This window comes from Streptomyces sp. NBC_00572 (genome assembly GCF_026341815.1).
Classification (GTDB): Bacteria; Actinomycetota; Actinomycetes; order Streptomycetales; family Streptomycetaceae; genus Streptomyces.
Genome location: NZ_JAPENX010000001.1, coordinates 5,670,839 through 5,695,605, shown reverse-complemented (window position 1 = coordinate 5,695,605; position 24,767 = coordinate 5,670,839). Strand labels below are relative to the sequence as shown.

At 72.3% G+C, this 24,767-nt stretch carries 24 protein-coding genes; 8 read left to right on the top strand and 16 right to left on the bottom strand.

Going from position 1 to position 24,767, the window contains the following annotated elements:
* Positions 1 to 22 precede the first annotated feature (22 nt).
* Both OG514_RS26080 and OG514_RS26075 read left to right on the top strand, forming a co-directional pair.
* Entirely contained in the window at positions 23 to 478 is a 456-nt protein-coding gene (locus OG514_RS26080; protein WP_266898849.1) for a DUF2690 domain-containing protein, read from the top strand.
* A gap of 190 nt (positions 479 to 668) precedes the next feature.
* A complete protein-coding gene (locus OG514_RS26075; protein WP_266898847.1) occupies positions 669 to 1,121 on the top strand; it encodes a DUF2690 domain-containing protein in 453 nt (150 codons plus the stop codon).
* A gap of 112 nt (positions 1,122 to 1,233) precedes the next feature.
* Here OG514_RS26075 and OG514_RS26070 read toward each other — a convergent pair whose 3' ends face one another.
* Genes OG514_RS26070 through OG514_RS26055 form a run of 4 tightly spaced genes read right to left on the bottom strand, consistent with a single transcriptional unit; the run spans position 1,234 to position 4,531 of the window.
* Positions 1,234 to 1,638, bottom strand: coding sequence for a hypothetical protein (locus tag OG514_RS26070; protein ID WP_266898845.1), 405 nt, complete (start codon positions 1,636 to 1,638; stop codon positions 1,234 to 1,236).
* Entirely contained in the window at positions 1,635 to 2,363 is a 729-nt protein-coding gene (locus OG514_RS26065) for a 2-phosphosulfolactate phosphatase (protein ID WP_266898843.1), read from the bottom strand. Before OG514_RS26065 ends, OG514_RS26070 begins: the two co-directional genes overlap by 4 nt.
* A gap of 25 nt (positions 2,364 to 2,388) precedes the next feature.
* The gene (locus OG514_RS26060; protein ID WP_266898841.1) at positions 2,389 to 4,029 is read right to left on the bottom strand and encodes an ABC-F family ATP-binding cassette domain-containing protein; all 1,641 of its coding nucleotides are present in this window, start codon (positions 4,027 to 4,029) and stop codon (positions 2,389 to 2,391) included.
* Positions 4,030 to 4,042: 13 nt separating this feature from the next.
* Complete coding sequence (locus OG514_RS26055; RefSeq protein ID WP_266898839.1) at positions 4,043 to 4,531, bottom strand: hypothetical protein; 489 nt, start codon at positions 4,529 to 4,531, stop codon at positions 4,043 to 4,045.
* A gap of 71 nt (positions 4,532 to 4,602) precedes the next feature.
* Between OG514_RS26055 and OG514_RS26050 the strand changes: the two genes are divergently transcribed.
* Positions 4,603 to 5,559, top strand: coding sequence for an FAD-dependent oxidoreductase (locus OG514_RS26050; protein ID WP_266898837.1), 957 nt, complete (start codon positions 4,603 to 4,605; stop codon positions 5,557 to 5,559).
* A 151-nt stretch (positions 5,560 to 5,710) separates the two neighbouring features.
* Here OG514_RS26050 and OG514_RS26045 read toward each other — a convergent pair whose 3' ends face one another.
* The 3 genes from OG514_RS26045 to OG514_RS26035 all read right to left on the bottom strand — a co-directional run bounded on the left by OG514_RS26045 (position 5,711) and on the right by OG514_RS26035 (position 9,457).
* Entirely contained in the window at positions 5,711 to 6,004 is a 294-nt protein-coding gene (locus OG514_RS26045; RefSeq protein WP_266898835.1) for a hypothetical protein, read from the bottom strand.
* 127 nt (positions 6,005 to 6,131) lie between these two features.
* The gene (locus OG514_RS26040; protein ID WP_266898833.1) at positions 6,132 to 7,439 is read right to left on the bottom strand and encodes a M14 family metallocarboxypeptidase; all 1,308 of its coding nucleotides are present in this window, start codon (positions 7,437 to 7,439) and stop codon (positions 6,132 to 6,134) included.
* Positions 7,436 to 9,457, bottom strand: a complete 2,022-nt coding sequence (locus OG514_RS26035) for a Xaa-Pro dipeptidyl-peptidase (RefSeq protein ID WP_266900964.1) — start codon at positions 9,455 to 9,457, stop codon at positions 7,436 to 7,438. Before OG514_RS26035 ends, OG514_RS26040 begins: the two co-directional genes overlap by 4 nt.
* A gap of 149 nt (positions 9,458 to 9,606) precedes the next feature.
* Here OG514_RS26035 and OG514_RS26030 point away from each other — a divergent pair, with 149 nt between their 5' ends.
* Positions 9,607 to 10,296, top strand: a complete 690-nt coding sequence (locus tag OG514_RS26030; RefSeq protein WP_266898831.1) for a 2-phosphosulfolactate phosphatase — start codon at positions 9,607 to 9,609, stop codon at positions 10,294 to 10,296.
* Positions 10,297 to 10,487: 191 nt separating this feature from the next.
* Complete coding sequence (locus tag OG514_RS26025) at positions 10,488 to 12,056, top strand: M1 family metallopeptidase (protein ID WP_266898829.1); 1,569 nt, start codon at positions 10,488 to 10,490, stop codon at positions 12,054 to 12,056.
* A gap of 94 nt (positions 12,057 to 12,150) precedes the next feature.
* Here the strand turns inward: OG514_RS26025 and OG514_RS26020 are convergent, their stop codons facing one another.
* A complete protein-coding gene (locus tag OG514_RS26020) occupies positions 12,151 to 13,035 on the bottom strand; it encodes an oxygenase MpaB family protein (protein WP_266898827.1) in 885 nt (294 codons plus the stop codon).
* 97 nt (positions 13,036 to 13,132) lie between these two features.
* Positions 13,133 to 13,621 carry a hypothetical protein gene (locus OG514_RS26015; RefSeq protein WP_266898825.1) on the bottom strand — a complete coding sequence of 163 codons (489 nt, stop codon included), beginning with the start codon at positions 13,619 to 13,621 and terminating at the stop codon, positions 13,133 to 13,135.
* Positions 13,622 to 13,779: 158 nt separating this feature from the next.
* Here OG514_RS26015 and sph point away from each other — a divergent pair, with 158 nt between their 5' ends.
* Positions 13,780 to 14,784 (top strand): sphingomyelin phosphodiesterase, encoded by a 1,005-nt coding sequence (gene sph / locus OG514_RS26010; RefSeq protein WP_266898823.1) that lies wholly within the window; start codon positions 13,780 to 13,782, stop codon positions 14,782 to 14,784.
* Between the two features lie 25 nt (positions 14,785 to 14,809).
* On the opposite strand, the gene OG514_RS26005 is transcribed toward sph, so the two are convergent.
* Together OG514_RS26005 and OG514_RS26000 are read right to left on the bottom strand one after the other, a co-directional pair.
* Entirely contained in the window at positions 14,810 to 15,304 is a 495-nt protein-coding gene (locus OG514_RS26005) for a hypothetical protein (protein WP_266898821.1), read from the bottom strand.
* 93 nt (positions 15,305 to 15,397) lie between these two features.
* Positions 15,398 to 15,892, bottom strand: coding sequence for a macro domain-containing protein (locus OG514_RS26000; protein WP_266898819.1), 495 nt, complete (start codon positions 15,890 to 15,892; stop codon positions 15,398 to 15,400).
* 123 nt (positions 15,893 to 16,015) lie between these two features.
* On the opposite strand from OG514_RS26000, the gene OG514_RS25995 reads away from it, so the two are divergent.
* Positions 16,016 to 16,753: a MerR family transcriptional regulator gene (locus OG514_RS25995; RefSeq protein ID WP_266898817.1), complete on the top strand. Its 738-nt coding sequence runs from the start codon at positions 16,016 to 16,018 to the stop codon at positions 16,751 to 16,753.
* Between the two features lie 127 nt (positions 16,754 to 16,880).
* On the opposite strand, the gene OG514_RS25990 is transcribed toward OG514_RS25995, so the two are convergent.
* The 4 genes from OG514_RS25990 to OG514_RS25975 form a co-directional block, all read right to left on the bottom strand.
* Positions 16,881 to 19,055, bottom strand: a complete 2,175-nt coding sequence (locus OG514_RS25990; protein WP_266898815.1) for a 3-hydroxyacyl-CoA dehydrogenase NAD-binding domain-containing protein — start codon at positions 19,053 to 19,055, stop codon at positions 16,881 to 16,883.
* Between the two features lie 45 nt (positions 19,056 to 19,100).
* Positions 19,101 to 20,315, bottom strand: coding sequence for an acetyl-CoA C-acetyltransferase (locus tag OG514_RS25985; RefSeq protein WP_266898813.1), 1,215 nt, complete (start codon positions 20,313 to 20,315; stop codon positions 19,101 to 19,103).
* A 68-nt stretch (positions 20,316 to 20,383) separates the two neighbouring features.
* Positions 20,384 to 21,535, bottom strand: coding sequence for an acyl-CoA dehydrogenase family protein (locus tag OG514_RS25980; protein WP_266898811.1), 1,152 nt, complete (start codon positions 21,533 to 21,535; stop codon positions 20,384 to 20,386).
* Positions 21,536 to 21,566: 31 nt separating this feature from the next.
* Positions 21,567 to 22,724, bottom strand: a complete 1,158-nt coding sequence (locus OG514_RS25975) for a CaiB/BaiF CoA-transferase family protein (RefSeq protein ID WP_266898809.1) — start codon at positions 22,722 to 22,724, stop codon at positions 21,567 to 21,569.
* A 248-nt stretch (positions 22,725 to 22,972) separates the two neighbouring features.
* Here OG514_RS25975 and OG514_RS25970 point away from each other — a divergent pair, with 248 nt between their 5' ends.
* Complete coding sequence (locus OG514_RS25970) at positions 22,973 to 24,259, top strand: trans-acting enoyl reductase family protein (RefSeq protein ID WP_266898807.1); 1,287 nt, start codon at positions 22,973 to 22,975, stop codon at positions 24,257 to 24,259.
* A 90-nt stretch (positions 24,260 to 24,349) separates the two neighbouring features.
* Here OG514_RS25970 and OG514_RS25965 read toward each other — a convergent pair whose 3' ends face one another.
* The gene (locus OG514_RS25965) at positions 24,350 to 24,721 is read right to left on the bottom strand and encodes a VOC family protein (RefSeq protein ID WP_266898805.1); all 372 of its coding nucleotides are present in this window, start codon (positions 24,719 to 24,721) and stop codon (positions 24,350 to 24,352) included.
* Positions 24,722 to 24,767: the final 46 nt, after the last annotated feature.

Here is a 24,767-nt window from a genome sequence, read left to right as displayed (position 1 = left end):
TGTTCCTGGAGGTTGCACGTCCATGAAGCACCTGATCGCGAAGGCGGCGACGGTCTCGGCCGCCGCGATGACCATGGCCCTCATCCCGCTCGCCGGCACCTCGTACGCCGCCGGCTGCTACGGCACCGGCTGTGACAACCGCGGCCCCGTCTCCACGGGCTGTGACGCCGACGCCGTCACCAAGGGCAGCGCCACGTCCCGCACCAACTCCAACCTCAGGGTCGAGCTGCGCTGGTCCCCCACCTGCCAGGCGGCCTGGGCCCGGGTCACGACCAACGGTGAGTCGTGGTGGGACCGGTACGGCCACATCGAGAAGTGGTCGGGCTCCGGCACCGGGTTCCAGCGCAGCCTCCAGGTGACGTTCCCCAGCTCGGGCGCGGACTGGACCAACATGCTGGGCAGCCCCACCGCCTACTACCGCGCCTGCATCAGCGACCCCGCCGCCACGGACCAGGTGGACTGCACCCCCTTCTGGTAGACCCTGACCCCCGCGTCCGTATGAACGAGGCCACAGCCCACCGGGCTGTGGCCTCTTCACGTACGGGCGTCAAGGACATCAGGAAGGTCGCCCGATTTACCCGTTGACGCGCTCAGAACAAGCCACCATGATCAGCTTCGGCCTCCACGGGGGGCTTGAAATCTTCCTTGCTCCTGGAGGTTGCACGCCCATGAAGCGCATGATCGCGAAGATGGCGACGGTCTCGGCCGCCGCGATGACCATGGCCCTGGTTCCGCTCGCCGGCACCTCGTACGCCGCCGGCTGCTCCGGCGCCGGCTGCGACAACAAGGGCCCCGTCTCCATGGGCTGTGACGGCGATGCCGTGACCAAGCAGACCGCCACCGCCGACGGCAGCCTCAAGGCCGAGCTGCGCTGGTCCCCCGCGTGTCAGGCCGCCTGGGTCCGCGTCACCGACCCGTCCGGCCCCAACGCCTGGTGGGACAAGTACGGCTCCATCGAGAAGTGGTCGGGTTACGGCACCGGGTTCCAGCGCAGCCTTGAGGTGACGTTCCCCGACCCGGGCTCGGACTGGTCCAACATGCTGGGCGGCAGCACCAGTTACTACCGCGTCTGCATCAAGGACAGCGGCACCGGCCACGTGGACTGCAGCAACTTCTGGTAGACCCTGACCCCCGCGTCCGCAGGAAAGAGGCCACAGCCCACCGGGCTGTGGCCTCTTCACGTACGGGCGCGGCCAGGGCCGGCCCGACCCGACGGGAGTCGTCGGACAGGCCCTACGGCAGGAAGCGCATCGCCCAGTCTGCGCGGTTGGCGATGGACAGGTCGTCGTCCTCCGTGAGGGGCTGGAGAAGACCGCGGGCCGTCTTCGGGTCCGCCTGGACCAGGTCGACGATCTCGGTCGCCAGTCCGTCCTGGTCGTCGCCGAGGTCGACGGCGGAGGCCCGCACCAGGACCGGGAGGGTCTCGACGCCACCGACACCCGCGACGACCCCGCCGAGCAGCTCACGCGCGTACGCGTTCCGCTCGGCGATCGCCCGGTCGAGCTCGGCCGCCAGGCGGGGCAGCAGCGCCCGGTCGCCGCTCGCCGCGATCTCGTCGGCGAGGTCGATCGTCGCGTCGACGTCCGCGTCGAGGTCGTCCAGCATCGCGATGAGCCGGGTGATGACGTCGTCGGTCATGGTGCCTCCTGAAATGCGCCGTCCACGAGAACGGGGACGGTCGTCGAGCTGTCGGTCTCGGCGGCCACGGCCACGTCCTGCGGAAAGCCGTACTCGTACAGTTCACGGCCCGAGTCGCAGCCGTGCAAGGCAGCGACCGGGTCCTCCGTGGCCGACCACAGCGTGGCGGCCGCGGTCGCCTCGGGGGTGAGGTCGTGCGGGCCCGCGGCCCGCAGCCCGGCGAGGACCGCGCCCGCGCCGAGCAGGTCTTCGAGCGCCGGGCGCAGCGAACCGTCGGGCCACCGCTCGCCGGACGCGATGACCGCGAGCGGGCGTTCGGCGGAGCCGTATCCCCGGTCCGTGAGCCAGCGGACGACGGCCGAGTGGTTGCGCAGGGAGGCGGCGACGACGGTCGCGTCGCCCGCCTCGGCCGCGATGGTGGAGCCGTTCGGCGAGGGCAAGACCAGCCGCGGTGGCACGGGCGCGGCACGCAGGGCGGCCGCGGAGAGCGTCCAGGGGTGCTCGGGGGTCGCTTCCCGGCGCCCCACGGCGAGGCTCGCCCCGACGCTCTTCGCGTACGCCACGGCCGTCGCGTCCCGCCACCGGTACGGGTACACGGCCGCGCCGGCCTCGACGGCGACGCCCACGGCGGTGGTGAAGGACAGCACGTCCACCACGACCACACAGGCGGCCGAGGGGGCGAGGACCCGCGCCTCGACGGGGCCCCAGCCGAAGGAGACGCTCATCGCGGCCCCCGGTCGCACGGGACCGTCATCCGAGTTCCGTGACCTTGCCGTCGGCGACCTCGACGCGCCGTGTGGTGCGGACCGCGTCGAGCATCCGCCGGTCGTGGGTGACCAGCAGCAGCGTGCCGGTGTACGAGTCGAGCGCCGACTCCAGCTGCTCGATGGCCGGCAGGTCCAGATGGTTGGTCGGCTCGTCGAGCACGAGCAGGTTCACGCCCCGGCCCTGGAGCAGGGCCAGGGCGGCGCGGGTCCGCTCGCCCGGGGAGAGCGTGGTGGCGGGCCGCATCACGTGGACGGCCTTGAGACCGAACTTGGCGAGCAGGGTACGGACCTCGGCGGGCTCCGTCTCGGGCACGGCCGCGCAGAACGCCTCCAGGAGCGTTTCCGTACCGTGGAAGAGCTTCCGGGCCTGGTCGACCTCGCCGACGACGACCCCCGAGCCCAGGACCGCGTCGCCGGAGTCCAGCGGCAGCCGGCCGAGCAGGGCGGCGAGCAGGGTCGACTTCCCGGCGCCGTTGGCCCCGGTGACGGCGACCCGGTCGGCCCAGTCGATCTGCAGGGTGACGGGGCCGAAGGAGAAGTCGCCCCGGCGGACCTCGGCCTCACGCAGGGTGGCGACGACCGAGCCGGAGCGCGGCGCCGCCGCGATCTCCATCCGCAGCTCCCACTCCTTGCGGGGCTCGTCGACGACGTCGAGGCGCTCGATCATGCGCTGGGTCTGGCGGGCCTTCGCGGCCTGCTTCTCACTGGCCTCGCTGCGCGCGTTGCGCCCCAGCTTGTCGCCGTCGGTGGCCTTGCGGCGGGCGTTCTTCACGCCCTTGTCCATCCAGGACCGCTGCATGTGGCCGCGTGCTTCGAGGGCCGCCTTCTTGCCGGCGTACTCCTCGAAGTCCTCGCGGGCGTGCCGCCTGGCCCTGTCCCGCTCCTCCAGGTACGCCTCGTAACCGCCGCCGTACAGCGTGATCTGCTGCTGGGCGAGATCGAGTTCGAGGACCTTGGTGACGGTGCGGGTGAGGAACTCGCGGTCGTGGCTGATGACGACCGTCCCGGCGCGCAGCCCCTTCACGAAGGCTTCGAGGCGTTCGAGTCCTTCGAGGTCGAGGTCGTTGGTGGGCTCGTCGAGCAGGAAGACGTCGTAGCGGGAGAGCAGGAGGGAGGCGAGCCCGGCGCGGGCGGCCTGGCCGCCGGAGAGGGAGGTCATCGGCTGGTCGAGGCCGACGGTCAGGCCGAGGGAGTCGGCGACCTCCTCGGCGCGCTCGTCGAGGTCGGCGCCGCCGAGGTTCAGCCAGCGCTCCAGGGTGATCGCGTACGCGTCGTCGGCGCCGGGCGTGCCGTCGACGAGGCCCTGGGTGGCCTCGTCCATCGCGATCTGGGCGGCGGCGACGCCGGTGCGCCGGGCGAGGAACTCCCGCACGGTCTCCCCCGCGCGCCGCTCCGGCTCCTGCGGGAGGTGGCCGACGGCAGCAGTGGGCGGGGAGAGTCGGAGCTCGCCCTCCTCGGGGGTGTCGATGCCGGCGAGCAGCCGCAGCAGGGTCGACTTGCCGGCGCCGTTGACACCGACGAGGCCGATCACGTCGCCGGGGGCGACGACGAGGTCGAGGCCGGCGAAGAGGGTGCGTTCGCCGTGGCCGGCGGCGAGGTCCTTGGCGACGAGGGTTGCAGTCATCAGGGAACGAATCCTAGGCGACGGAACGACACGCCGAGGATTCGAGGAGCCGCAGCAGTACGGACCGGTAGGCCGCGCCGTGGAAGCGGTACGGGCCGACGCCGGGGTAGCCGTCGCGGGCCGCGTCCGCGGTGGGGCCGGTCTGCCAGGCGAAGTCGCGCCAGACGACGTCCTCGCCGTGGTGCTCGACGACGGCCGTGACGACTCCGCAGCCGAGGTCCTCGCAGTCGGGGCAGGAGTAGATCACCCGGCGGCCGTCGCCGGGCCCGGGGTCACGGCCGAGGAGCCGCTCGACGTGGTCGGCGCGGAGGACGGGCGGGACGTCGGACGCCAGGGGCGAGACCGTGTCGACGCCGTCGGCCTGGTCGAGCAGCCGGAGCAGCGGCCTGCCGTCGACCACGAGGTCGACGAGATCGTGCCGGGGGCCGGTGGGGCTCCCGGGGAGGACGCCGTCCGCACGGGTGGCGGGGGCGAGGTCGAGGGTCGTGTAGGCGCCGCGCATGCCATCGAGTCTTCCGCGCTCGCGTGGCCGGTCCGTCCCGGAAATGTCCCGGTCCCGGTACGGTCCCGGTCATGGACAGCGACGTGATCGTGGTGGGTGGCGGGGTCGTCGGGCTGACGACCGCGGTGACGCTGGCGGAACGCGGCCTTCGGGTCCGGGTCTGGTCGCGGGACGAGACGACGGCGACGACCTCGGCGGTGGCGGGGGCGCTGTGGTGGCCGTACCGGATCGCACCGGAGGCCGAGGCCGGGGCCTGGGCGCTGGTCTCGCTGCGGGTGTACGGAGAGCTGGCCGCCGATCCGGAGCGGACGGGGGTGCGTTGGGTGGCCGGGGTCCACGCGGACACCGTTCTGAACCGGCTCGGCCCCTGGGCGCGGGAGGTGCCGGGCCTGCGGCAGCTGGCACCCGAGGAGGTGCCGGGGCCGTACGACGTGGGTCTGGCGGCGCGGTTGCCGCTGATCGACATGCCGGTCCATCTGGCGTGGCTGCGGGGCCGGTTCGAGGCGGCCGGCGGGGTCGTCGAGCGGCGTACGGTCACCGGCTTCGAGGAGGCGGCGGCCGGGGCGCGGGTGGTCGTCGACTGCACCGGCTCGGCGGCGCGGGAGCTCGTACCGGATCCCGGACTGCGGCCGGTGCGGGGGCAGTTGGTGCTGGTGGAGAACCCGGGGATCGAGGAGTGGTTCACCTCGGCGGACGCCGGGTCGAGCGAGACGACGTACTTCTTCCCGCAGCCGGGGCGGCTGATCCTGGGCGGGACGGCCGAGGAGGGCGACGAGCGTCTTGAGCCCGATGCGGCGACGGCGGCGGCGATCGTGGCGCGGTGTGCGCGGGTGCGGCCGGAGATCGCGGGGGCGCGGGTGCTCGGCCACCGGGTGGGCCTGCGTCCGGCGCGGGTCGGCGGGGTGCGGATCGAGGCGGTGCCGCTGCCGGACGGCGGGCGCCTGGTGCACCACTACGGGCACGGGGGCGCGGGGGTGACGGTGTCCTGGGGGTGCGCGGAGCGGGCGGCGGAGCTGGTGGAGGCCTGAGACGGAAGGGCGACCGGCCGTCCCCGCCGGTCACACCCGACCGGGCGCAGGAACGACCGTAGGGGCGGGAACGACCGCGGGGCGGGTGCTGTCCTTTCGGACCGCACCCGCCCCGCGTTTGCTCACCGGATCGCTTTCCCGGCGTGTGTTCCTACTTCCAGAGCGGCGGCTTGCTGTTGTTGTCGGCGTCCTGGCACTGGCGGGCGCGCTTCTCCAGGGCGTCGGCGCGGGCGAGGGCCCTGCGGGCCTCCGTGTGGGCACCGAGACGCTTGAGCTGGGCGGCGCGCTCGCGCTCCTTGTGGGCGTCGTGCTTCAGCTGGGTGATGTTGCAGGTCATCCTGGCCGCGGCCGCCGGCTCGGCGGTCACCGTCTGGCCGAGCAGCACGCCGCCGGCGAGCAGCGTCGTGGCGAGCGCCGCCGTCAGGGCACGCCGCGCGGTCTTCATGTAACGCATGGTGTTTCTCCAACTTCCAGGCCGTGGGGACCTGTTCGAGGCATGGTCAGTACCAGTTGGTAACTTTACCTCGGCAAACGTCGGAATCACGCCATCCCGGCCCTGCGGTGCGTGATCGTCAACACTCCTCCACAGGACTCCCACTGACGAGGTGATAGGTGGCCCGCCCGTCCAGAAGCAGCGGAACGAGCGCGCGCCGCGACTGGCCCAGCGGTACGAACACTCCCGCGCCCTCCCGCCGGACGACCACGCCGTGCAGGGCGAGTTCGTCGCCCACCTCGGCGTACTGCGCGGCGTCCAGGCGGTAGCCGCAGGGCGGGTCGGCGAGGACCTCCGCGGGCTCCGGCGGGTCGTTGTCGGCGCCGCCGAGGAAGACCGGGCCCCGGTCGGCGTATCCGGCGCGGCGGGCGGCGGCGGTGGCCGCCGTGAGCGGCCCGCGGCGCTCCTCGATGTAGGCGAAGGCGCCCTCCAGGGCGGCGTGTTGGGTGGCGACCCGACGTCGGTGATTGCGTGCCGGGTCGTTCTGTTCGGCCTCGTCGAGCGCGTCCACCCGGGTCTCGACGAGGAGGCCCACGGAGTGCTTGATGCCGGCCGTGTTCCGCAGGATCCGCTCCTGGCCGTCGCCCGCGACCTGCTTGAGCGGCTTGCCGGTGAGGGGGTCGGTCCAGATGCCGTAGATGCCGCTGCTGTAGCCGGCGAGCCCGGCGGCGGGCCTGACGTACTCCTCGGAGAGCGTCCTGGACTCGTCGTGGACGTGCGGGTCGGCGTCGAGGCTGCGCGGCCAGAGGGCGAGCAGGTCCTTGTCGTAGTACCGGGGGGTGGCACCGTACTCGTGGAGGTCGTAGACGAGTTCGGGCCGCCGGTCACGGATGACGGCGGCGACCGCCCTCGCCTCGGCGGTGCGCAGGGCGATGTGGTCGCGGTTGACGTCGATGCCGTCGGCATTGCCCCGGGTGTCGGCCTCCCGGCCGTCGGGGTTGGCGGTGGGAACGACGAGGAGGGTCGTCCGGGCGAGGAAGCGCGAGGTCTCCCGGTCCTGGGCGTGGGCGAGGTCGCGCACCGTGCTCAGACAGGCCTCGCGGCCCGCGGGCTCGTCGCCGTGCTGACTGCAGACGAGCAGCACGGTGGTGCGGCCCGTACCGAGGGCGGCGAGCCGGAGCGGGCGCCCCTGTGCGGTGGTGCCGATCACCCGGAGCGACAGCCGGGCGCTCGCCCGGTCGACGGCCGCGAGGAAGTCCCCCTCCTCGGCCTCGGTGGTCCACCGGGCGCCCCGGCTCGTCTCGAATCCGGTGCGCGGGATCGGCTTCGCGGGCGCGCTGTCCGCCGCCTTGGCCGGGACGGTGACGAGCGGCAGCGCGAGCGCGGCAGCGCCCACCACGAGGGCGACGGTGCGGCGTGAACTCCGGCGTGGGGTAAGGGTGTTCATCGGGTGGCTCCGAATCCCGGCAGTCGCGGACCGGTGACGGCGACCGGCGGTACGGCGCCGATCGACGAGGGGACGAGCGCGGTGGCCGGCGGAACGGCCGGGTACGGACCGGAGGTCGCCCGACCGAAGGCCTCGGCGCCGCCGACCAGCGGCAGCTTCGCCCAGGTGCGGGTGAGGTCCAGCGTCAGGGTCGGCGTGGTCGACGGAGGGTCGAGCAGGTCCTTGTCGGTGCCCCCGACGATCAGGGCGAGACGGTGGCCGGCCGTCACGACATGGTCGGTGGCGGCGAGGTCCAGGGTCATCGTGTACGCCCTGCCGGGGGTCAGCGGGCGCTCCCTGCCCGGGTCGGCCCAGGTGCCGAGGTCGGCCCAGCCCCGGCTGACGACCGTGTACCCGACATCCGCGGTGCGGGCCTCGGTCTCCTTGAAGCAGGCGCTGTCGCCGGGCGTGCTCGCTCCCCAGCAGCTGCGGTCGGTGCGGGTGGTGATGCCCTCGCCGGCGGCCCCGTAGTCGCGGATCGTGTCGGGTCCGAGGTCCACGAGGACGGCGGTGAGGTGCGCGGTGGCGGTGGTCGGGGTGGCGGTGACCGTCACCTTGGAGGAGCCGGAGATCCGCAGGTCGCGGGAGAGGGGGCGGGTGACGAACCCGGCCTTCTCGGGGGTCGCACCGTCGATCCGGGCCGCCCAGTCGAGCTCGCCGAGGCCCGGGTCGTCGGTGAAGGTCGCGGTGGAGCCGGGGGCGGCGGGTGCGCGGCCGAGGACGCCGGGCCCGGCTGCCGTACCGGGGGCCGGGCGCAGGGTGGTGGTCGCCGTGGCGCGGGGCGGCCACTGCCGGTCGGTGGTCCAGCGGTCCGGAGCGCGCTCGATGTCGGCGACCGGCTCGCGGTCGATGCCGTTGTCGTAGCCGAGGAGGTGGTGGTCGAACCAGCGGTGCAGGGTGCGGACCCAGTCGGCGCGCCGGAAGTCGAAGGGGTCGACGTGGCCGGTCTGGGAGAGCCAGATCTTGCGCTCGACTCCGTGGGCGGCGAGCGCGTCCCACCACTGGCCGAACTGGCCGGCGCGCACGTTGAGGTCCTGCTGTCCGTGGACGACGAAGACGCTCGCCTTCACCTTGCCCGCGTTCCGCACGTGGTCGCGCTCGGTCCAGGCGGCGGTCCGGTCGCCGCTGTACGGGGTGCCGGCAGTGATCCGGTCCTGGACGGCGCCGCAGCGGGCCTGCGCCTCGGAGCTGTTGACGTACTCGGAGAGCCAGCTCGGGTTGGCGTTGTAGAGCGGGGCTCCCTGGGAGTGGAAGTAGTCGTACCAGGAGGAGATGGCGCCGATCGGAACGATCGTCTTCAGCCCTTCGACGCCGGTGGCGGCGACACCGTTGGCGATGGTGCCGTCCCAGCTCTTGCCGATCATGCCGACGTTCCCGGTACTCCAGGCGGTGGCGCGGGCCCGGGCGTCCCCCGTACGGGTGGTGTAGCCGCGGGCGCGGCCGTTCAGCCAGTCGACGACGGCCTTGGCCGACTGGACGTCGGAGCGGCCGCCGACGTCGTCGCAGCCGTCGGAGCGGTTGGTGCCGGCGAGGTCGACGGCGACGAAGGCGTAGCCGCGCGGGACGAAGAAGTTGTCGTAGAAGAGCGGGAACTGGACGGGGTTTCCGTCGGCGTCGTAGGTCTTCTTCTGCCCCTCGTTGCCGCGTCCGCAGCAGGCGTAGTAGGGGCTGGCGTCCATGATGACCGGGATCTTCCGGCCTGCCGCCGCGGTCTCCCGGGGGCGGACGATGTCGACGGCGACCCGGTCCGCGCGCCCGTCGCCGTCGCCGTCGAGTCCGGTGTCGACCCAGACGGACTCGCGGATCGCGTCGGCGTACGAGTGAACGGGCCGGGACTCACGGGACTCGCGGGCAGCGGGCGCGGCGGGTTCCGGCTGTGCGCCGGCGGGTGTGACCAGGGTCGCGAGCAGCGCGGCCGTGGCCGCGGCAACGAGTGTTCCGTACGGCAGTCGGGCTCCGCGGGTTCTCCGCATTCGCATCGGCATGGGCGGGAACGTACCCCGGTCAACTCCCGTGCGAAAGAGTGCCGTAGGTGTCCCGTGTGGCTGCGGAGACCGTGTGCGAGCCGTCCGAGTGAGGCGCGTCACTGTCCGGGTGCTTCGGGTGGGGCATGCGTGATCATGACTCGATGGACGCTCGATTCCTTGGCATTTCCGAACTGGTCGAAGCCCCGTCCGTGGCGGTCGTGGTCGACGTCATGCGCGCTTTCACGGTGGCTGCCTGGGCCTTTGCCCAGGGGGCGGAGAAGATCGTTCTCGCCGAGTCGCTGGACGAGGCGCTGGCGCTCAAGGCCCGCCACCCGGACTGGGTGGCGCTGAAGGACGGCCCGCCCGCACCCGGGTTCGACGCCGTCAACTCGCCCGGCCTGCTGCGGTCCCTCGACCTCGGCGGACGGACCGTCGTGCAGAAGACCACGGCGGGGACGGTCGGCGCGCTCGCGGTGAAGGAGGCGTCGCTCGTGCTGTGCGCCGCTTTCGTGGTGGCGGAGGCGACGGCCCGGCTCCTGCGGACACGCGACGCTGACGGCGTCACGTTCGTGGTCACCGGCGAGGACGGTCGGGCCGATGAAGACCTGGCGTGCGCCCAGTACATCGCCCGGAGGGCAGCCGGAGAAGGAACGGATCCGGCCGACTTCCTCCGCCGCGCCGGCGAGTCCCGCGCCGCCTTCGAACTGACATCGGGTGTGCGCCGAGGCGTCCATGCCGATGACGTCGAACTCTGTCTCGACCTCGACCGGTTCCCCTTCGCCATGGTGGCGGCCTTGGAGGACTCCTTGATGGTCCTTCGTCCGTGCGCCACGCCTTCACCCACCCCGTAGGTCCGGGCGGGCCCAGGACCAGGGCGGATTCAAGTCACTCCTGAGACTGATGGGTTCATGTCGGCCACATGGCGATCGTGTGGCAGCGGGTCCTCTGGACGTGACGGTGCGTCGGGGCTCTGAATAGTGTCCTGGCTAAGGACCGACGACCACCCGCGCGTCTTACGTTTCTTATGACTTGGGGAGCACCTGTGCACCGCAGAATCATCGTTCCGAGCGCCCTCGCGGCCTCCCTGCTGCTGGCGATCCCGGCATCGGCGGCCGACTTCACTCCTGGGGCCCCGGGCATCGGCGACTCCTACTACCCCACCAGTGGCAACGGCGGATACGACGTCTCCCACTACGACCTGCGCCTGAAGTACCAGCCCGCCACGGACCTGCTGGAGGGCACGGCGACGATCGTCGCCACCGCCAAGCAGAACCTCTCCCGGTTCAACCTCGATCTCGGCCTGACGGTCAGCGAGGTCCGGGTCAACGGCCGCCTCGCGAAGTTCACCGCTTCGGGCGCCCACGAGCTGGAGGTCACCCCGGCCGCGCCGCTGGAGAAGAACAAGGCGATCTCGATCGTCGTCCGTTACGCGGGCAAGCCCTCCGAGGTGAAGATCGACGGCTGGTCGGCCTGGGCCCGCACCCCGGACGGCGGTGTCGCCGCGCAGGAGCCGGACTCGGCCGTCTGGTGGTTCCCGTCCAACGACCACCCGCTGGACAAGGCCACCTTCGACGTCTCCGTCTCGGTGCCGGACGGCACCCAGGCCATCAGCAACGGCGTGCTGCAGTCGCAGTCCTCTCGCCTCGGCTGGACCCGCTTCAACTGGCGTTCCAACAAGCCGCAGGCGACGTATCTGGCCACGCTCGCCGTCGGCAAGTTCGACATCACGACGGACAAGACGGCGAACGGGCTGCCCGTCCTCAACGCGTACAGCAAGGACCTCGGCGACAACGACGGCGCCGCGCGCGCCTCGATCGAGCGCACGACCGAGGTCGCGGAGTGGCTGGAGGGGGTCTTCGGGCCGTACCCGTTCAACTCCCTCGGCGGGTACGTGCCGAACGTGACCAGCGGCTTCGCCCTGGAGACGCAGACCCGGCCCTTCTACAGCCCGCGGCAGTTCGCCAACGGCGCGAACGTGTCGGTGGTCGTGCACGAGCTGGCGCACCAGTGGTACGGCGACAGCGTGTCCGTCCGCGACTGGAAGGACATCTGGGTCAACGAGGGCTTCGCCCGCTACAGCCAGTGGCTGTGGTCGGAGAAGGAGGGCGAGGGGACGGCCCAGGAGCTGGCGGACTACGTGTACGCCACCCGGACGGCCGAGGACCCGTTCTGGACGGTGAAGCCGGGTGACCCGGGCGCCGAGAACCAGTTCCACATCGCCGTCTACGACCGGGGCGCGCTGGCCCTCCAGGCGCTGCGCAACGAGATCGGCGACGAGGACTTCTTCGCGATCCTGAAGGGCTGGCCGCAGCAGTTCGCGTACGGCAACGCGCGGGTCGCCGACTTCGTGCGGTACGCCGAGAAGGTCTCCGGCAAGCCGCTGGCCGAGCTCTTCGACACCTGGCTGTACCAGCCGTCGAAGCCCTCCGCGTCGACGGCGGCCGCGGTCGGCCTGTCCGCGGCGGCGCCCGCGGCGCCCGCGTCCGGCACCTCGTCCGCCCGCTCGGCCGCTCCGAGGGCCGCGCAGCCGAAGCCGGTCCAGCCGAAGTCCTGGAAGAAGATCGCGGCGACGAACACCGTCCACGAGACGGAGCACCCCGGCAGGCACTGATCAGCCGAGCGGTGACCGGAACCGTACGGTCACCGGAGCCGTACGGTCATGGGAGCCGTCCTTCACCGGGGCCGTCCGTCAGCGGGGCCGTCCGTCAGCGCGCAGCGCGGCGGGCGGCCTCGCGGGCCTTCCGGGCCAGTGGCAGATAGCGCAGCCGCTCCGGCAGGACGGGGACCACCACCCGGACCACCCGGGCGAACCGGCGCAGCGCGCGCTCCTGCTCGTCCGTCCATGCGAGCCCGATGGCCTCCCGGGCGTCCGGCGGCATCATGCCGACGGTGAGGAAGGCACGCAGCCGCAGGAACGGACGGCGCAGGGCCGGCCAGAGCAGCCGGAGGGCGAGCCGGACCGGCAGCGGACCCCGGTCGGGGGCGGGGACGGGCTGGTCGGGGTCGAGCAGCTCGCGGACGACGACGGTCGCTTCCAGCTCGTCCGCGAGGACCTTCCGGTAGTACGGCCAGAACTCCTCGATCGTCTGTGGCATGTCCCGGTCGTGGATGCCGAGGATCCTGCCGACCTGGAGCCACTCGGCGTACAGCTGCCGTTCCTGTGCCTCGGTGAGCGGGCGGGCGAGGAGCCGGAGGCCGTGGGCGTAGACGGGGAAGCCGGTCGCGTGCACCCAGGAGTAGTAGGCGGGGGTCAGTGCGTGGTAGCGGCGCCCATGGGCGTCGGTGCCCTGGATGTCGCGGTGCAGCTGCCGGAGGCGGCGCCCCTCCCGCGCGGCGTCCTCGCCGCCGTAGATCCACAGCTGGACCGAGCGCAGGGAGCGTTCGCCCCGGCCCCAGGGGTCGGTGCGGAAGACCGAGTGGGCGTCGACGCCGGCGCCGATGGCGGGGTGGGCGACCTGCATCGTGAGGGCGGCGGGGAGCATCAGGAGCGCCCGGATGTCGCCGGCCACGCTCCACAGCACGCCGCCGACCGGCGGCGGCAGCGGATCGCCGCCGACGGGGACCTGCTCGCCTGACGTCACATGCTCCATGGGGCTCTCTCCTCACACTCCAGGCTGCACCCACGACGAAGGGGCCGTCACCCGGGCGTTTCGGCCCCTGGTGACGGCCCCTTCCGGGGAGTACGGGTCAGCCGCGGTCGGCGCCGACCGGCTCGCCGACGATGCGGGCGGCGAGGGCGTGGGCCCAGGCGTCGACATCGGCGTTGAGCTCGCGCTCGGCGGCGGCGCGCTCCTCGGCGATCTTCACGGAACCGGCGGCGATGATCGACTCACGCTCGGCGTTGCCCTCGGCGCGGGCGGCGGCGATGGCCACCGAGCCCTCCTCGACGGCCTTGGAGCGGATACGGGCGGCCTCGTGGCGGGCCTCGGCCAGCTCGGCCTCGTACTGCTCACGGATCTGGGTGGCCTCGGCGCGCAGGTCGTCGGCGCGCCCGGTGCCGCCGTCGATGGCGTCCTCGCGCTCGTCGAGGGTGCGCCGGATCTTCGGCAGGATGCCCTTCGCCAGGATGAGGAAGGTGAGGGCGAACAGCACCAGGCCGAGGATGAGCTCCGCCCAGACAGGGTTGAGCGGACCGAGGTCCATGTTGAAGACAGTCGAGTTCGAAGCGAGGGTCATGCGCGCATTCTACCTGCTAGAAAAAGCGACATTTCGGGCTCCCTGGCGAGAGTTGTCGCTTTCGTGCGAGTCCGGCCAGATTCCCGGCACCCAAAGGCTACCGGAAGGTAACTCCGGCTGATTGTATGTGCCGCGCCAGCACAACCCCCCACACCCTCATGGGAGTTCCCGTGTCGTTCGCCGCGCTCCGCCGCGCCCCCGGCGCCGCCCTTTCCCTGGCCCTCGCGGCCGCCACCCTGGCCGCGACCGCTCCGGGCGCGACCGCCGCCTCCGCCGGGGCGGCCGCCGAGGCCCCGCGGCTGAAGGTGCTGACGTACAACACGTTCCTGTTCTCGAAGACGCTCTACCCGAACTGGGGCCAGGACCACCGGGCCAAGGCGATCCCCGCGGCCCCCTGGTACCAGGGGCAGGACGTCGTCGTCGTCCAGGAGGCCTTCGACAACTCCGCCTCGGACGCCCTCAAGGCGAACTCCGCCGGCCAGTACCCGTACCAGACCCCGATCGTGGGCCGCAGCAAGAGCGGCTGGGACGCCACCGGCGGCTCCTACTCCGCGACCACCCCCGAGGACGGCGGGGTGACGATCCTCAGCAAGTGGCCGATCATCCGCAAGGAGCAGCACGTCTACAAGGACGCCTGCGGCGCCGACTGGTGGTCGAACAAGGGCTTCGCGTACGCCGTGCTCGACGTCAACGGCAGCAAGGTCCACGTCGTCGGCACCCACGCCCAGTCCACCGACCCGGGCTGCTCGGCGGGCGAGGCGGCGCAGATGCGCAGCCGTCAGTTCAAGGCGATCGACGCCTTCCTCGACGCCAAGAACATCCCGGCGAACGAGCAGGTGATCGTCGCCGGTGACATGAACGTCGACTCGCACACCCCCGAGTACGGAACGATGCTCGCCGACGCGGGCCTGACGGGGGCCGACGCCCGCACCGGCCACCCGTACTCCTTCGACACCGACCTGAACTCGATCGCCTCCGAGCGCTACCCGGACGACCCGCGCGAGGACCTCGACTACGTCCTCTACCGCTCGGGGAACGCCCGGCCCGCGAACTGGACCAACCACGTGGTCCTGGAGAAGAGCGCCCCGTGGACGGTCTCCAGCTGGGGCACGAGCTACACGTACACCAACCTCTCCGACCACTACCCGGTCACCGGCTTCTGAGCCGACCGACAGACGGAGGCGGGCGTCAGTACCCGTACCCGCCGCCGAAGAGGCTGTAGAGCCAGGCCCCGAGCACCCCTGCGACACAGAGCAGCACGACGAAGGACCCGAAGCTCGTGTGCCGCTCCTTACGGGGCCTGCCGGGTCGGGCGGCACGCGCCGTCCGACCCGGCTTCGCCTTCTTCTCCGGTCCGCCCCGCTTCCTCGCCCCTGCCGGAGCGGGCTCGGCGACCGCGGCGACGTCGGCGAGCAGGCTCCGGCAGACCGCCGCCAGCTCCGCCGTCCCGGCCGTCAGGTCGACGACCACCTCGGAACGGGCCGGGGCCGTGGTGCCCCCGTCGAGAAGCCGCCCGGCACGCAGCAGCGCCTGGTCCTTGCCCCCGGTCGGGCCGAGGCTTATCCAGCGGCCCACATGCTCGCCCCGAATCACCACACCGCCGCCCCGCTCCCGGTAGACGGTGTGCTCCCGCCACAGGACTCCGGCCAACTCTTGCGCCGTCTCCCTGAGTTGCGTGTACATCTGACTCCCCTGTTCCCGTTCCCCCAGTTCGAACAGCCGCAGACTCTAGCCGCCGCCCCCGTCGGCCCCCGCGACGCCCCGCCCCCGCGCCCCTTAAGCGTCGAAGTCGTACACCGTGACCGGTATCCCCCGGTCCACCAGGCGTCGCACGACGAGGGGCTCGACCCGCTCCCAGGAGCCTCCCGCGAGCCCGCAGCCGATGCGCGGCATGTGCACGGAGGCCCCCAGCCCGGTCGCCCTGTCGGCGAGCAGTCCGAGCGCGGCGTCGATCGCCTCGTACCGCACGGGTACGGCCGTGTCACGCACGGTGCGTATCCCCCGCTGGCCGACCAGATTGGCCACCCACAGTTCGGGCTCGACCCGCACGAACTGGGCCGCGCCGAGCCCGTAGTCGTTCCGCTCGCGCTCGCGGTGCCATTGCCGGAAGGCGGCCTCGGGCGCGGGCCAGCGGCGTGAGATCGCCAGGACGATGCCCCTGCCCCAGGCACCGATGTCGTTGCAGACGTGGGCGATGATCCTGACGCCCTCGCCCCGTGGCGCGGTCGCGTCCCCCCGCACATACGTGATGCCGCTCGTGATGGCGTTCATGACGATCACGCTACGGGGCACCACTGACAGTGCGCGTGCTCTTTTACAGCGCTGGTGAGACAGCAATACTGTTCAAGCGACCGGGACCGGCCGGTCGACGGCAGCGGAAGCGAGGCACCTCGGATGGGCGTCGGGAGCGACGAGGAGGGCGGGCCCAGCTACACCGTCGACGAGCTGGCCGCGCGGGCCGGGGTCACGGTGCGGACCGTGCGGTTCTACGGGACCCGCGGACTCCTTCCGCCACCCGTCATCGGGGCGCGGCGGGTCGGGCACTACGGGCAGGGCCATCTGTCCCGGCTGGCGCTCATCGAGGAGCTCCAGCGGCAGGGGATGACGCTGGCCGCGATCGAGCGGTACCTGGAGCAGCTGCCGCCCGACCTCAGCGCGCAGGACCTGGCGATCCACCGGGCCCTGGTGGCCTCCTGGGCGCCGGAGTCCGCCGAGTCCATCACCCGGCGCGAGCTGGAGCGGCGGGCCGGGCGGGCGCTGACCGGGCGGGACGTGGACCGGCTGGCCGCGATGGGGGTGCTCGACCGGACCGCCGAGGACGACACCTTCCGGCTCGACGGCTCCCTGCTGCGGCTCGGCGTCGAGCTGCTCGACGTGCCCATCGAGCACGAGACGATCCTCGCCTCCCGCACCGTTCTCCTGGAGCACGCGCGCGCTGCCGCCCAGGAGCTGTCCCGGCTGTTCCGGGACGAGGTGTGGAGCCCGTACCGGGAGAGCGGGGAGGACCCGGACCACCTGAGCGCGATGAAGTCGCTCTCGGCGCACATGCAGCCGATGGTGGTCCAGGCCCTCCTCACGGCCTTCCAGCGCTCGCTGAGCGAGGAGCTGAGGACGGCGTTCAGGACTCGGTGAGAGGGCCGGCCGGGAACCGGCCCCCGGCACCACCCGGACGGCCGGCCCCCGGAGCCGGCCCCGCACACCGCTCCGGAGCCGGCCCCCGCACCGCACGGACACCGGCCCCTTCGCCGAGCGGCACCGCTCAGGCGTCGGTGAAAACCTCGCCCCGCTCGGCCTTCTCCACCAGGAGCGCCGGCGGGGTGAACCGCTCGCCGTACGTCGCGGCCAGCTCACGCGCGCGTGCCGTGAATCCGGCGACACCGCCCTCGTAACCGTTGATGTACTGGAGCACGCCGCCGGTCCAGGCCGGGAAGCCGATGCCCATGATGGAGCCGATGTTGGCGTCGGCGACCGAGGTCAGGACGCCCTCCTCCACGAGCCGGACGGTGTCCAGGGCCTCGGCGAAGAGCATCCGCTCCTGCATGTCGCGGAAGGGGATCTCGTGTCCGGGCTTGGCGAAGTGCTCGCGCAGGCCGGGCCAGAGCTTCCCGCGCTTGCCGTCCTCGCCGTACTCGTAGAAGCCCGCGCCGCCGCTGCGGCCGGGCCGCCCGAACTCGTCGACCATGCGGTCGATGACGGCCTCGCCCGGGTGGCCGACCCAGGTGCCGCCGGCCTCCTCGATCGCCCGCTTCGTCTCGTTGCGGATCTTGCGCGGGAGGGTCAGGGTCAGCTCGTCCATCAGCGAGAGGACCTTGGCCGGGTAGCCGGCCTGCGCGGCGGCCTGCTCGACGGAGGCGGGCTCGATGCCCTCGCCGACCATGGCGACGCCCTCGTTGATGAAGTGGCCGATCACCCGGGAGGTGAAGAAGCCGCGCGAGTCGTTGACGACGATCGGCGTCTTGTTGATCTGCCGGACCAGGTCGAAGGCGCGGGCGAGCGCCTCGTCGCCGGTCCGCTCGCCCCTGATGATCTCGACGAGCGGCATCTTGTCGACGGGCGAGAAGAAGTGCAGACCGACGAAGTCGCCCTGGCGCTCCACACCCTCGGCGAGGACGGAGATCGGCAGGGTCGAGGTGTTGGAGCAGAGCAGCGCGTCGGGCTCGACGACGTCCTGGATCTCCTGGAAGACCTTGTGCTTGAGCGCCGTGTCCTCGAAGACGGCCTCGATGACCGCGTCGCAGCCCGCCAGGTCCCCGACCTCGGAGGTCGGCGTGATGCGGGCGAGGAGCGCGTCGGCCTTCTCCTGGGTCGTACGGCCGCGGGAGACGGCCTTGGCGCAGAGGGCCTCGGAGTAGGCCTTGCCCTTCGCGGCGGACTCGGCGGAGACGTCCTTGAGGACGACCTCGATCCCGGCGCGGGCGCAGGAGTACGCGATGCCGGCGCCCATCATGCCCGCGCCGAGGACGGCGACCTTGCGGACCGGGCGGGACTCGATGCCCTTCGGGCGGCTCGCGCCGGAGTTGACGGCCTGGAGGTCGAAGAAGAACGCCTGGATCATGTTCTTCGCCGTCGGACCGACGACCAGCTCGGTGAAGTAGCGGCTCTCGATGGTGAGCGCGGTCTCGAAGTCGACCTGGGAGCCCTCGACGGCCGCGGCCATGATGTTCCGGGGCGCCGGGTAGGGCGCGCCGTTGAGCTGCTTGCGCAGGTTGGCGGGGAAGGCGGGCAGGTTGGCCGCGAACTTGGGGTTCGACGGGGTGCCGCCGGGGATCCGGTAGCCGGGGACGTCCCAGGGCTGGCGGGACTCGGGGTGGGCGTCGATGAAGGCGATGGCCTTGGCCATCATCTCCTCGCGGGTGGCGGCCACCTCGTGGACGAGGCCGTTGTCGAGGGCGCGCTTGGGGGCGTACTGGGTGCCCTGGAGCAGCACCTTGAGCAGCGCGTCGGTGATGCCCATGAGGCGGACGGTACGGGCGACGCCGCCACCGCCCGGCAGCAGGCCGAGGGTGACCTCGGGCAGGCCGATCTTGGAGCCGGGGGCGTCGAGGGCGACGCGGTGGTGGGAGGCGAGGGCGATCTCGTAGCCCCCACCGAGCGCGGCGCCGTTGATCGCGGCGACGACAGGCTTGCCGAGGGTCTCGATGCGGCGCAGCGCCCGCTTCATCTCCAGCGCGCCCTCGAAGATGTCCCGGGCGTGCTCGGGGCCCGCCTGGACCATGTCCTTGAGGTCGCCGCCCGCGAAGAAGGTCTTCTTCGCGGAGGTGTAGATGATGCCGCGGATGGAGTCCTTCTCGGCCTCCACGCGGTCGGCGATCGCGATGATCGAGGCCCGGAAGGCCTGGTTCATGGTGTTGGCGGACTGGTTCGGGTCGTCGAGGACGAGGGTGACGATCCCGGTCTCGTCCTGCTCCCAGCGGATGGTGGTGCTCTCGCTCATGTCTCTGCTTCTCCGTGGACGTGAAGAGGGGTTCGGACGGGACGGTCAGACGCGCTCGACGATGGTGGCGATGCCCATGCCGCCGCCCACGCAGAGGGTGGCCAGGCCGTAGCGCTTGTCCTGCCGCTCCAGCTCGTCGACGAGGGTGCCGAGGATCATCGCGCCGGTGGCGCCGAGCGGGTGGCCGAGCGCGATGGCGCCGCCGTTGACGTTGACCTTGTCCAGGGTGATGCCCATGTCCTTGACGAAGCGCAGGACGACGGCCGCGAAGGCCTCGTTGATCTCGATCAGGTCGATGTCGTCGATGGTGAGGCCGGCCTTGGCGAGGGCCTTGCGGGCGGCCGGGGCGGGGCCGGTCAGCATGATGGTCGGCTCGGAGCCCGAGACGGCGGCCGAGACGATCCGGGCGCGCGGGGTCAGTCCGTACCGCTCGCCGACCTCCTTGGAGCCGATGGCGACGAGGGAGGCGCCGTCGACGATGCCGGAGGAGTTGCCGGCGTGGTGGACGTGGTCGATCTCCTCGATCCAGTGGTACTTCTGCAGGGCGACGGCGTCGAAGCCGCCCAGCTCGCCGATGTCGGCGAAGGAGGGCTTGAGCCGGGCGAGGGAGTCGGCGGTGGTGCCGGGCCGCAGGAACTCGTCGTGATCGAGGACGGTCAGCCCCGCGCGGTCCTTGACGGGGACGATCGACCGGGCGAAGCGGCCGTCCTTGACGGCGGCCGCGGCGCGCTCCTGAGAGAGGGCTGCGTACTCGTCGACGTCGCGGCGGGTGAAGCCCTCGATGGTGGCGATGAGGTCGGCGCCGATGCCCTGCGGGACGAAGTTGGTGTCCAGGTTGGTCATCGGGTCGGCGAACCAGGCGCCGCCGTCGGAGGCCATCGGCACCCGGGACATGGACTCGACGCCGCCGGCGAGGACGAGGTCCTCCCAGCCGGAGCGGATCTTCATCGCGGCCATGTTGACCGCTTCGAGACCGGAGGCACAGAAGCGGTTCTCCTGGACGCCGGCGACGGTGTCGGGGAGTCCGGCGGCGATGGCGGCGATCCGGGCGATGTCGGAGCCCTGGTCGCCGACGGGACCGACGACGCCGAGGACGATGTCGTCGATGGCGGCCGGGTCGAGCTCGGGGTTCCGGGTCTGGATCTCCCGGATGAGGCCGACGACCAGGTCGATGGGCTTGGTGCCGTGCAGGGAGCCGTTGGCCTTGCCGCGTCCGCGCGGGGTGCGGATCGCGTCGTACACGTACGCTTCGGTGCTCACGGAAAGCCTTTCGCGATGAGGGTGGTCGAGCAGAGGGGTGAGGGCGGTCGAGCGGGAGAGGGAGGACGTCAGCCGAGGAGGGAACGGCCGATGATCTCCTTCATGATCTCGGTGGTGCCGCCGTAGATGGTCTGGATCCGGCCGTCGATGTAGGCGCGGGCGACCGGGAATTCGCTCATGTAGCCGTACCCGCCGTGCAGTTGCAGGCAGCGGTCGGCGACCCGCTTCTGGAGTTCGGTCGCCCACCACTTGGCCATGGAGGCGTGGACGGCGTCCAGGCCGGCTCCGTCCGGATCGCAGTGCTCCTCGATGCAGCGGTCGACGAAGGTCCGGGTGACGGCGCACTCGGTGGCCATCTCCGCGATCTCGAAGCGGACGTGCTGGAGCCGGGCGAGCGGGCGGCCGAAGGCCTCGCGCTCCTTGACGTACCGGGTGGTGATCTCCAGGAGGTGCTCCGCGCCCGCGATGCCGGCGACGGCGATGGCGAGCCGCTCCTGGGCGAGGTTGGTCATGAGGTGCAGGAAGGCGCCGTTGAGCTCGCCGAGCAGGTTCTCCTTGGGGACGCGGACGTCCTTGAAGAAGAGTTCGGCGGTGTCCTGGGCCTTCTGGCCGATCTTGTCGAAATTGCGTCCCCGCTCGAAGCCCTCGGCGCCGCGCTCGACGACGAGGAGGGAGAGGCCGTGCGCGCCGCCCTCGGGGGTGGTGCGGGCGACGACGATCACCAGGTCGGCGAGGATGCCGTTGGAGATGAAGGTCTTGGAGCCGTTGAGGATCCAGTGGTCGCCGTGGTCCTCCGCGGTCGTACGGATGCCCTGGAGGTCCGAACCGGCGCCGGGTTCCGTCATCGCGATGGCCGTGACGATCTCGCCGGAGCAGAAGCCGGGCAGCCAGCGCCGCTTCTGCTCCTCGGTGCCGAGCGCGGTGAGGTACGGGCCGATGATGTCGTTGTGCAGGCCGATGGCGAGTCCGGGGGCGCCGGCGCGGGTGAACTCCTCGGCGAGGACGGCGCCGTAGCGGAAGTCCTGGTCGCCGCCGCCGCCGTACTCCTCGTCGACGGCGAGGCCGAGCAGTCCTTGGCGTCCGGCGGCGAGCCAGGCCTCGCGGGCGACGATGCCGTCCTTCTCCCACTGCGGGTAGTGGGGCAGCACCTCCTTGTCGAGGAAGGTGCGGACGGTGGCCCGGAAGGCCTCGTGGTCGGCGGTGTAGAGCTGGCGCTTCATGCGTCGGCCTCCTGGGTCCGGGTCCGGCGGTTCACGCGTCGGACTCCTCGGTCTGGGTCGGGCTCTCAAGGCTGGGTACGGCCCAGTCGCGGGCGACCTCGGCGGTGTCGGCACCGGGCAGGGCGGGGCCCGTACGGAGGGTGCCTGGCGTGGCGGAGAATCGGGGGGCCGGGGCGGGCTGGGCGATTCCGCCGTGCTCGGCGAAGGTGCCGCGGGCGGCGAGATGCGGGTGGGACGGGGCCTCGCGCAGCGAGAGGACGGGGGCGACGCAGGCGTCGCTGCCCTCGAAGACCGCGGTCCACTCCTCACGGGTACGGCTGCGGAAACGGTCGGCGACGGCCTTGCGGAGTTCGGGCCAGCGGCCGAGGTCGCGGCGGGCGGGAGCGACCTCCTCGACGCCGAGGAGGCGGACGAACTCCGCGTAGAACTGCTCCTCCAGGGCGCCGACCGCCATGTGACCGCCGTCGGAGGTCTCGTAGACGCCGTAGAAGGGGCAGCCGCCGTCGAGGAGGTTGACGCCCCTGCGGTCCTGCCAGCCGCCGGCGGCGAGCATGCCGTGGATCATGGTGGTGAGGTGGGCGGTGCCGTCGACGATCGCCGCGTCGACGACCTGGCCCTCGCCGTGCGCGCGGGCGTGCTGGAGGGCGGCGAGGACACCGATGACGAGGTAGAGGGAGCCGCCCGCGTAGTCGCCGACGAGGTTGGCGGGGATGGTGGGCGGGCCGTCCGGGTCGGGGCCGATCATGCCGAGCGCGCCGGTGATCGCGATGTAGCCGATGTCGTGTCCGGCGGTCGTGGCGAGCGGCCCGTGCTGGCCCCAGCCGGTCATGCGGCCGTAGACGAGGCGCGGGTTGCGGGCGAGGCAGGCGTCGGGGCCGACCCCGAGGCGTTCGGCGACGCCGGGGCGGTAGCCCTCGATGAGGATGTCGGCGCGGTCGACCAGGTCGAGGACGACGGCGGGGCCGTCCGCCGCCTTCAGGTCGACGAGGACGGAGCGCTTGTTGCGGTTGGTGAGGTCGCGGGCCGGGTCGATGCCGAGGCCGGAACCGCCGGGTCGGTCGACGCGGACGACGTCGGCGCCGAGGTCGGCGAGGAGCATCGCGGCGAAGGGACCGGGGCCGATGCCGGCGAGTTCGACCACGCGTACCCCGGTGAGCGGGCCGTTCCCCGCGGTGTGCGTCGTGCTCATCGAGCCCCCAGGCATGTGTGACACCAATGATGTAACACCAGAGATGCTAGGAACGTGTTCCACTCGGCACAAGCCCCCCGGCCGAGCAAGCGCTTGGAAATTACCTGAAGGGGTCGCTCGCGGGGCGGGTGGGGTAACCGGGGGTAGGGCGCCATCGGGGGACGGCGCGGGACCCGCTATCCTCCGCCGACGACGACAACCGCGACAACCGCGCACGGCGGCGCGGTACGGCCGAAATGAGGGTCTGGATGGACACAGGGGCGGGCGTGGGGCGCGAGGCCGGAGCGGGCGGGGAAGCCGGAGCGGAGGCCACCGGGACGGGGCGGGACGTCGAGGCGGACGCCCGTGCCCAGCGGGGACCCGGGGCCCGGCCGTACGACGTGGCCCTCTTCGGGGCGACCGGATTCGTGGGCGAGCTCACCGCCGAGTATCTGGCCGAGCACGCCCCGGCGGAGTGCCGCTGGGCACTCGCGGGCCGCAACCGGGCCGGACTCACGGCCCTGCGCGAGCGGCTCGCCGCCCGGTGGCCGCACTGCGCCGAGGTGCCGCTCGTCGTCGCCGATGCCGCCGACCCCGGCTCGCTGCGCGAACTCGCCGAGTCCGCACGGGTGCTGGCCACGACCGTCGGCCCCTACGTCTGGTACGGCGACGGGCTCGTCGGCGCCTGCGCGGAGGCCGGCACGGACTATCTGGACCTCACCGGCGAGGCCGAGTTCGTGGACCTGACGTACGTACGGCACGACGCGCGCGCCCGGGAGACCGGCGCCCGGATCGTGCACGCCTGCGGCTTCGACTCCGTCCCGCACGACCTGGGCGCGTACTTCACCGTCCAGCAGCTCCCGGAGGGCGTACCGCTCCGAGTGGACGGCTTCGTGCGGGCCGGGGCACAGTTCTCCGGTGGCACCTTCGCCTCCGCGCTCACGGCGTTCGGCCGGGGTCGGGAGATTCTGCGGGCCGCGCATGAACGGCGCCTGCACGAACCGCGGTTGGTGTCCCGTCGGGCCCGAGCACCGCTGGGCGGACCGCGGTTCAGCCGGGAGACCGGGACCTGGGCGCTGCCGCTGCCGACGCTCGACCCGCAGGTCGTGGCCCGCTCGGCGGCGGCACTCGACCGGTACGGACCCGACTTCCGCTACCGGCACTACGCCTCCGTGAAGACGCTCCCGATGGCCCTCGGGGGCGCGGCAGCCGTCGGAGCGAGCGTGGTCGCGGCCCAACTTCCGCCCGTGCGTTCCTGGTTGATGGAGCGGTACCAGGCGGGCCAGGGCCCGTCCGCCGAGCGTCGGGCGCGCAGCTGGTTCTCGGTGCGTTTCGTCGGGGAGGGTGGCGGACGCCGGGTCTTCACCGAGGTCTCGGGCGGCGATCCGGGGTACGACGAGACGGCCAAGATGCTCGCCGAGTCGGCCCTCTGCCTCGCCTTCGACCCGCTCCCGAAGACCTCGGGCCAGGTGACGACGGCGGTGGCGATGGGCGATGCGCTCATCGAGCGGCTGCAGGCGGCGGGCATCCGCTTCCGGGTGGCGCACCGGGGCTGAGCGGCGCGGGCCGGCGGTACGGGCGGAATCAGGGCTGTACGGGAGGAATGAGGTCCGTTCGGCAGGGCTCAGGACCCCTCGCGGGAGGGCTCAGGGCCGTACGAGACGGAAGGGGTGACCGGCCGGGTCGACATAGACACGCCAGGCCGCGTCGCCACCGCCGTCGTCGAGGGGCTCGGCCCCGAGCGCGAGGACGGCCTCATGGGCGCGGTCCAGGTCGTCGACCCGCACGTCGAGGTGGAACTGCTGCTCGGGCGCGCCCCAGACGGGCGGCCGGTGATCGGCCACGCTCTGGAAGGCGAGGACGGGACCGCCGTCACCGCGCAACACGGCGGACCCTTCACCGACGGCCCACCGGGGTTCGGGGCTCTCCACCTCGCCGCCGATCAACTGCCGGTAGAACTCGGCGAGTTCCCAGGCGTCGGGACAGTCCAGAACGAGGCACCGCAGACGCCCGATCACACCGAGGCCCCGTCGGCGAGAACGTACGGCAGGGCGCGAACCCGGG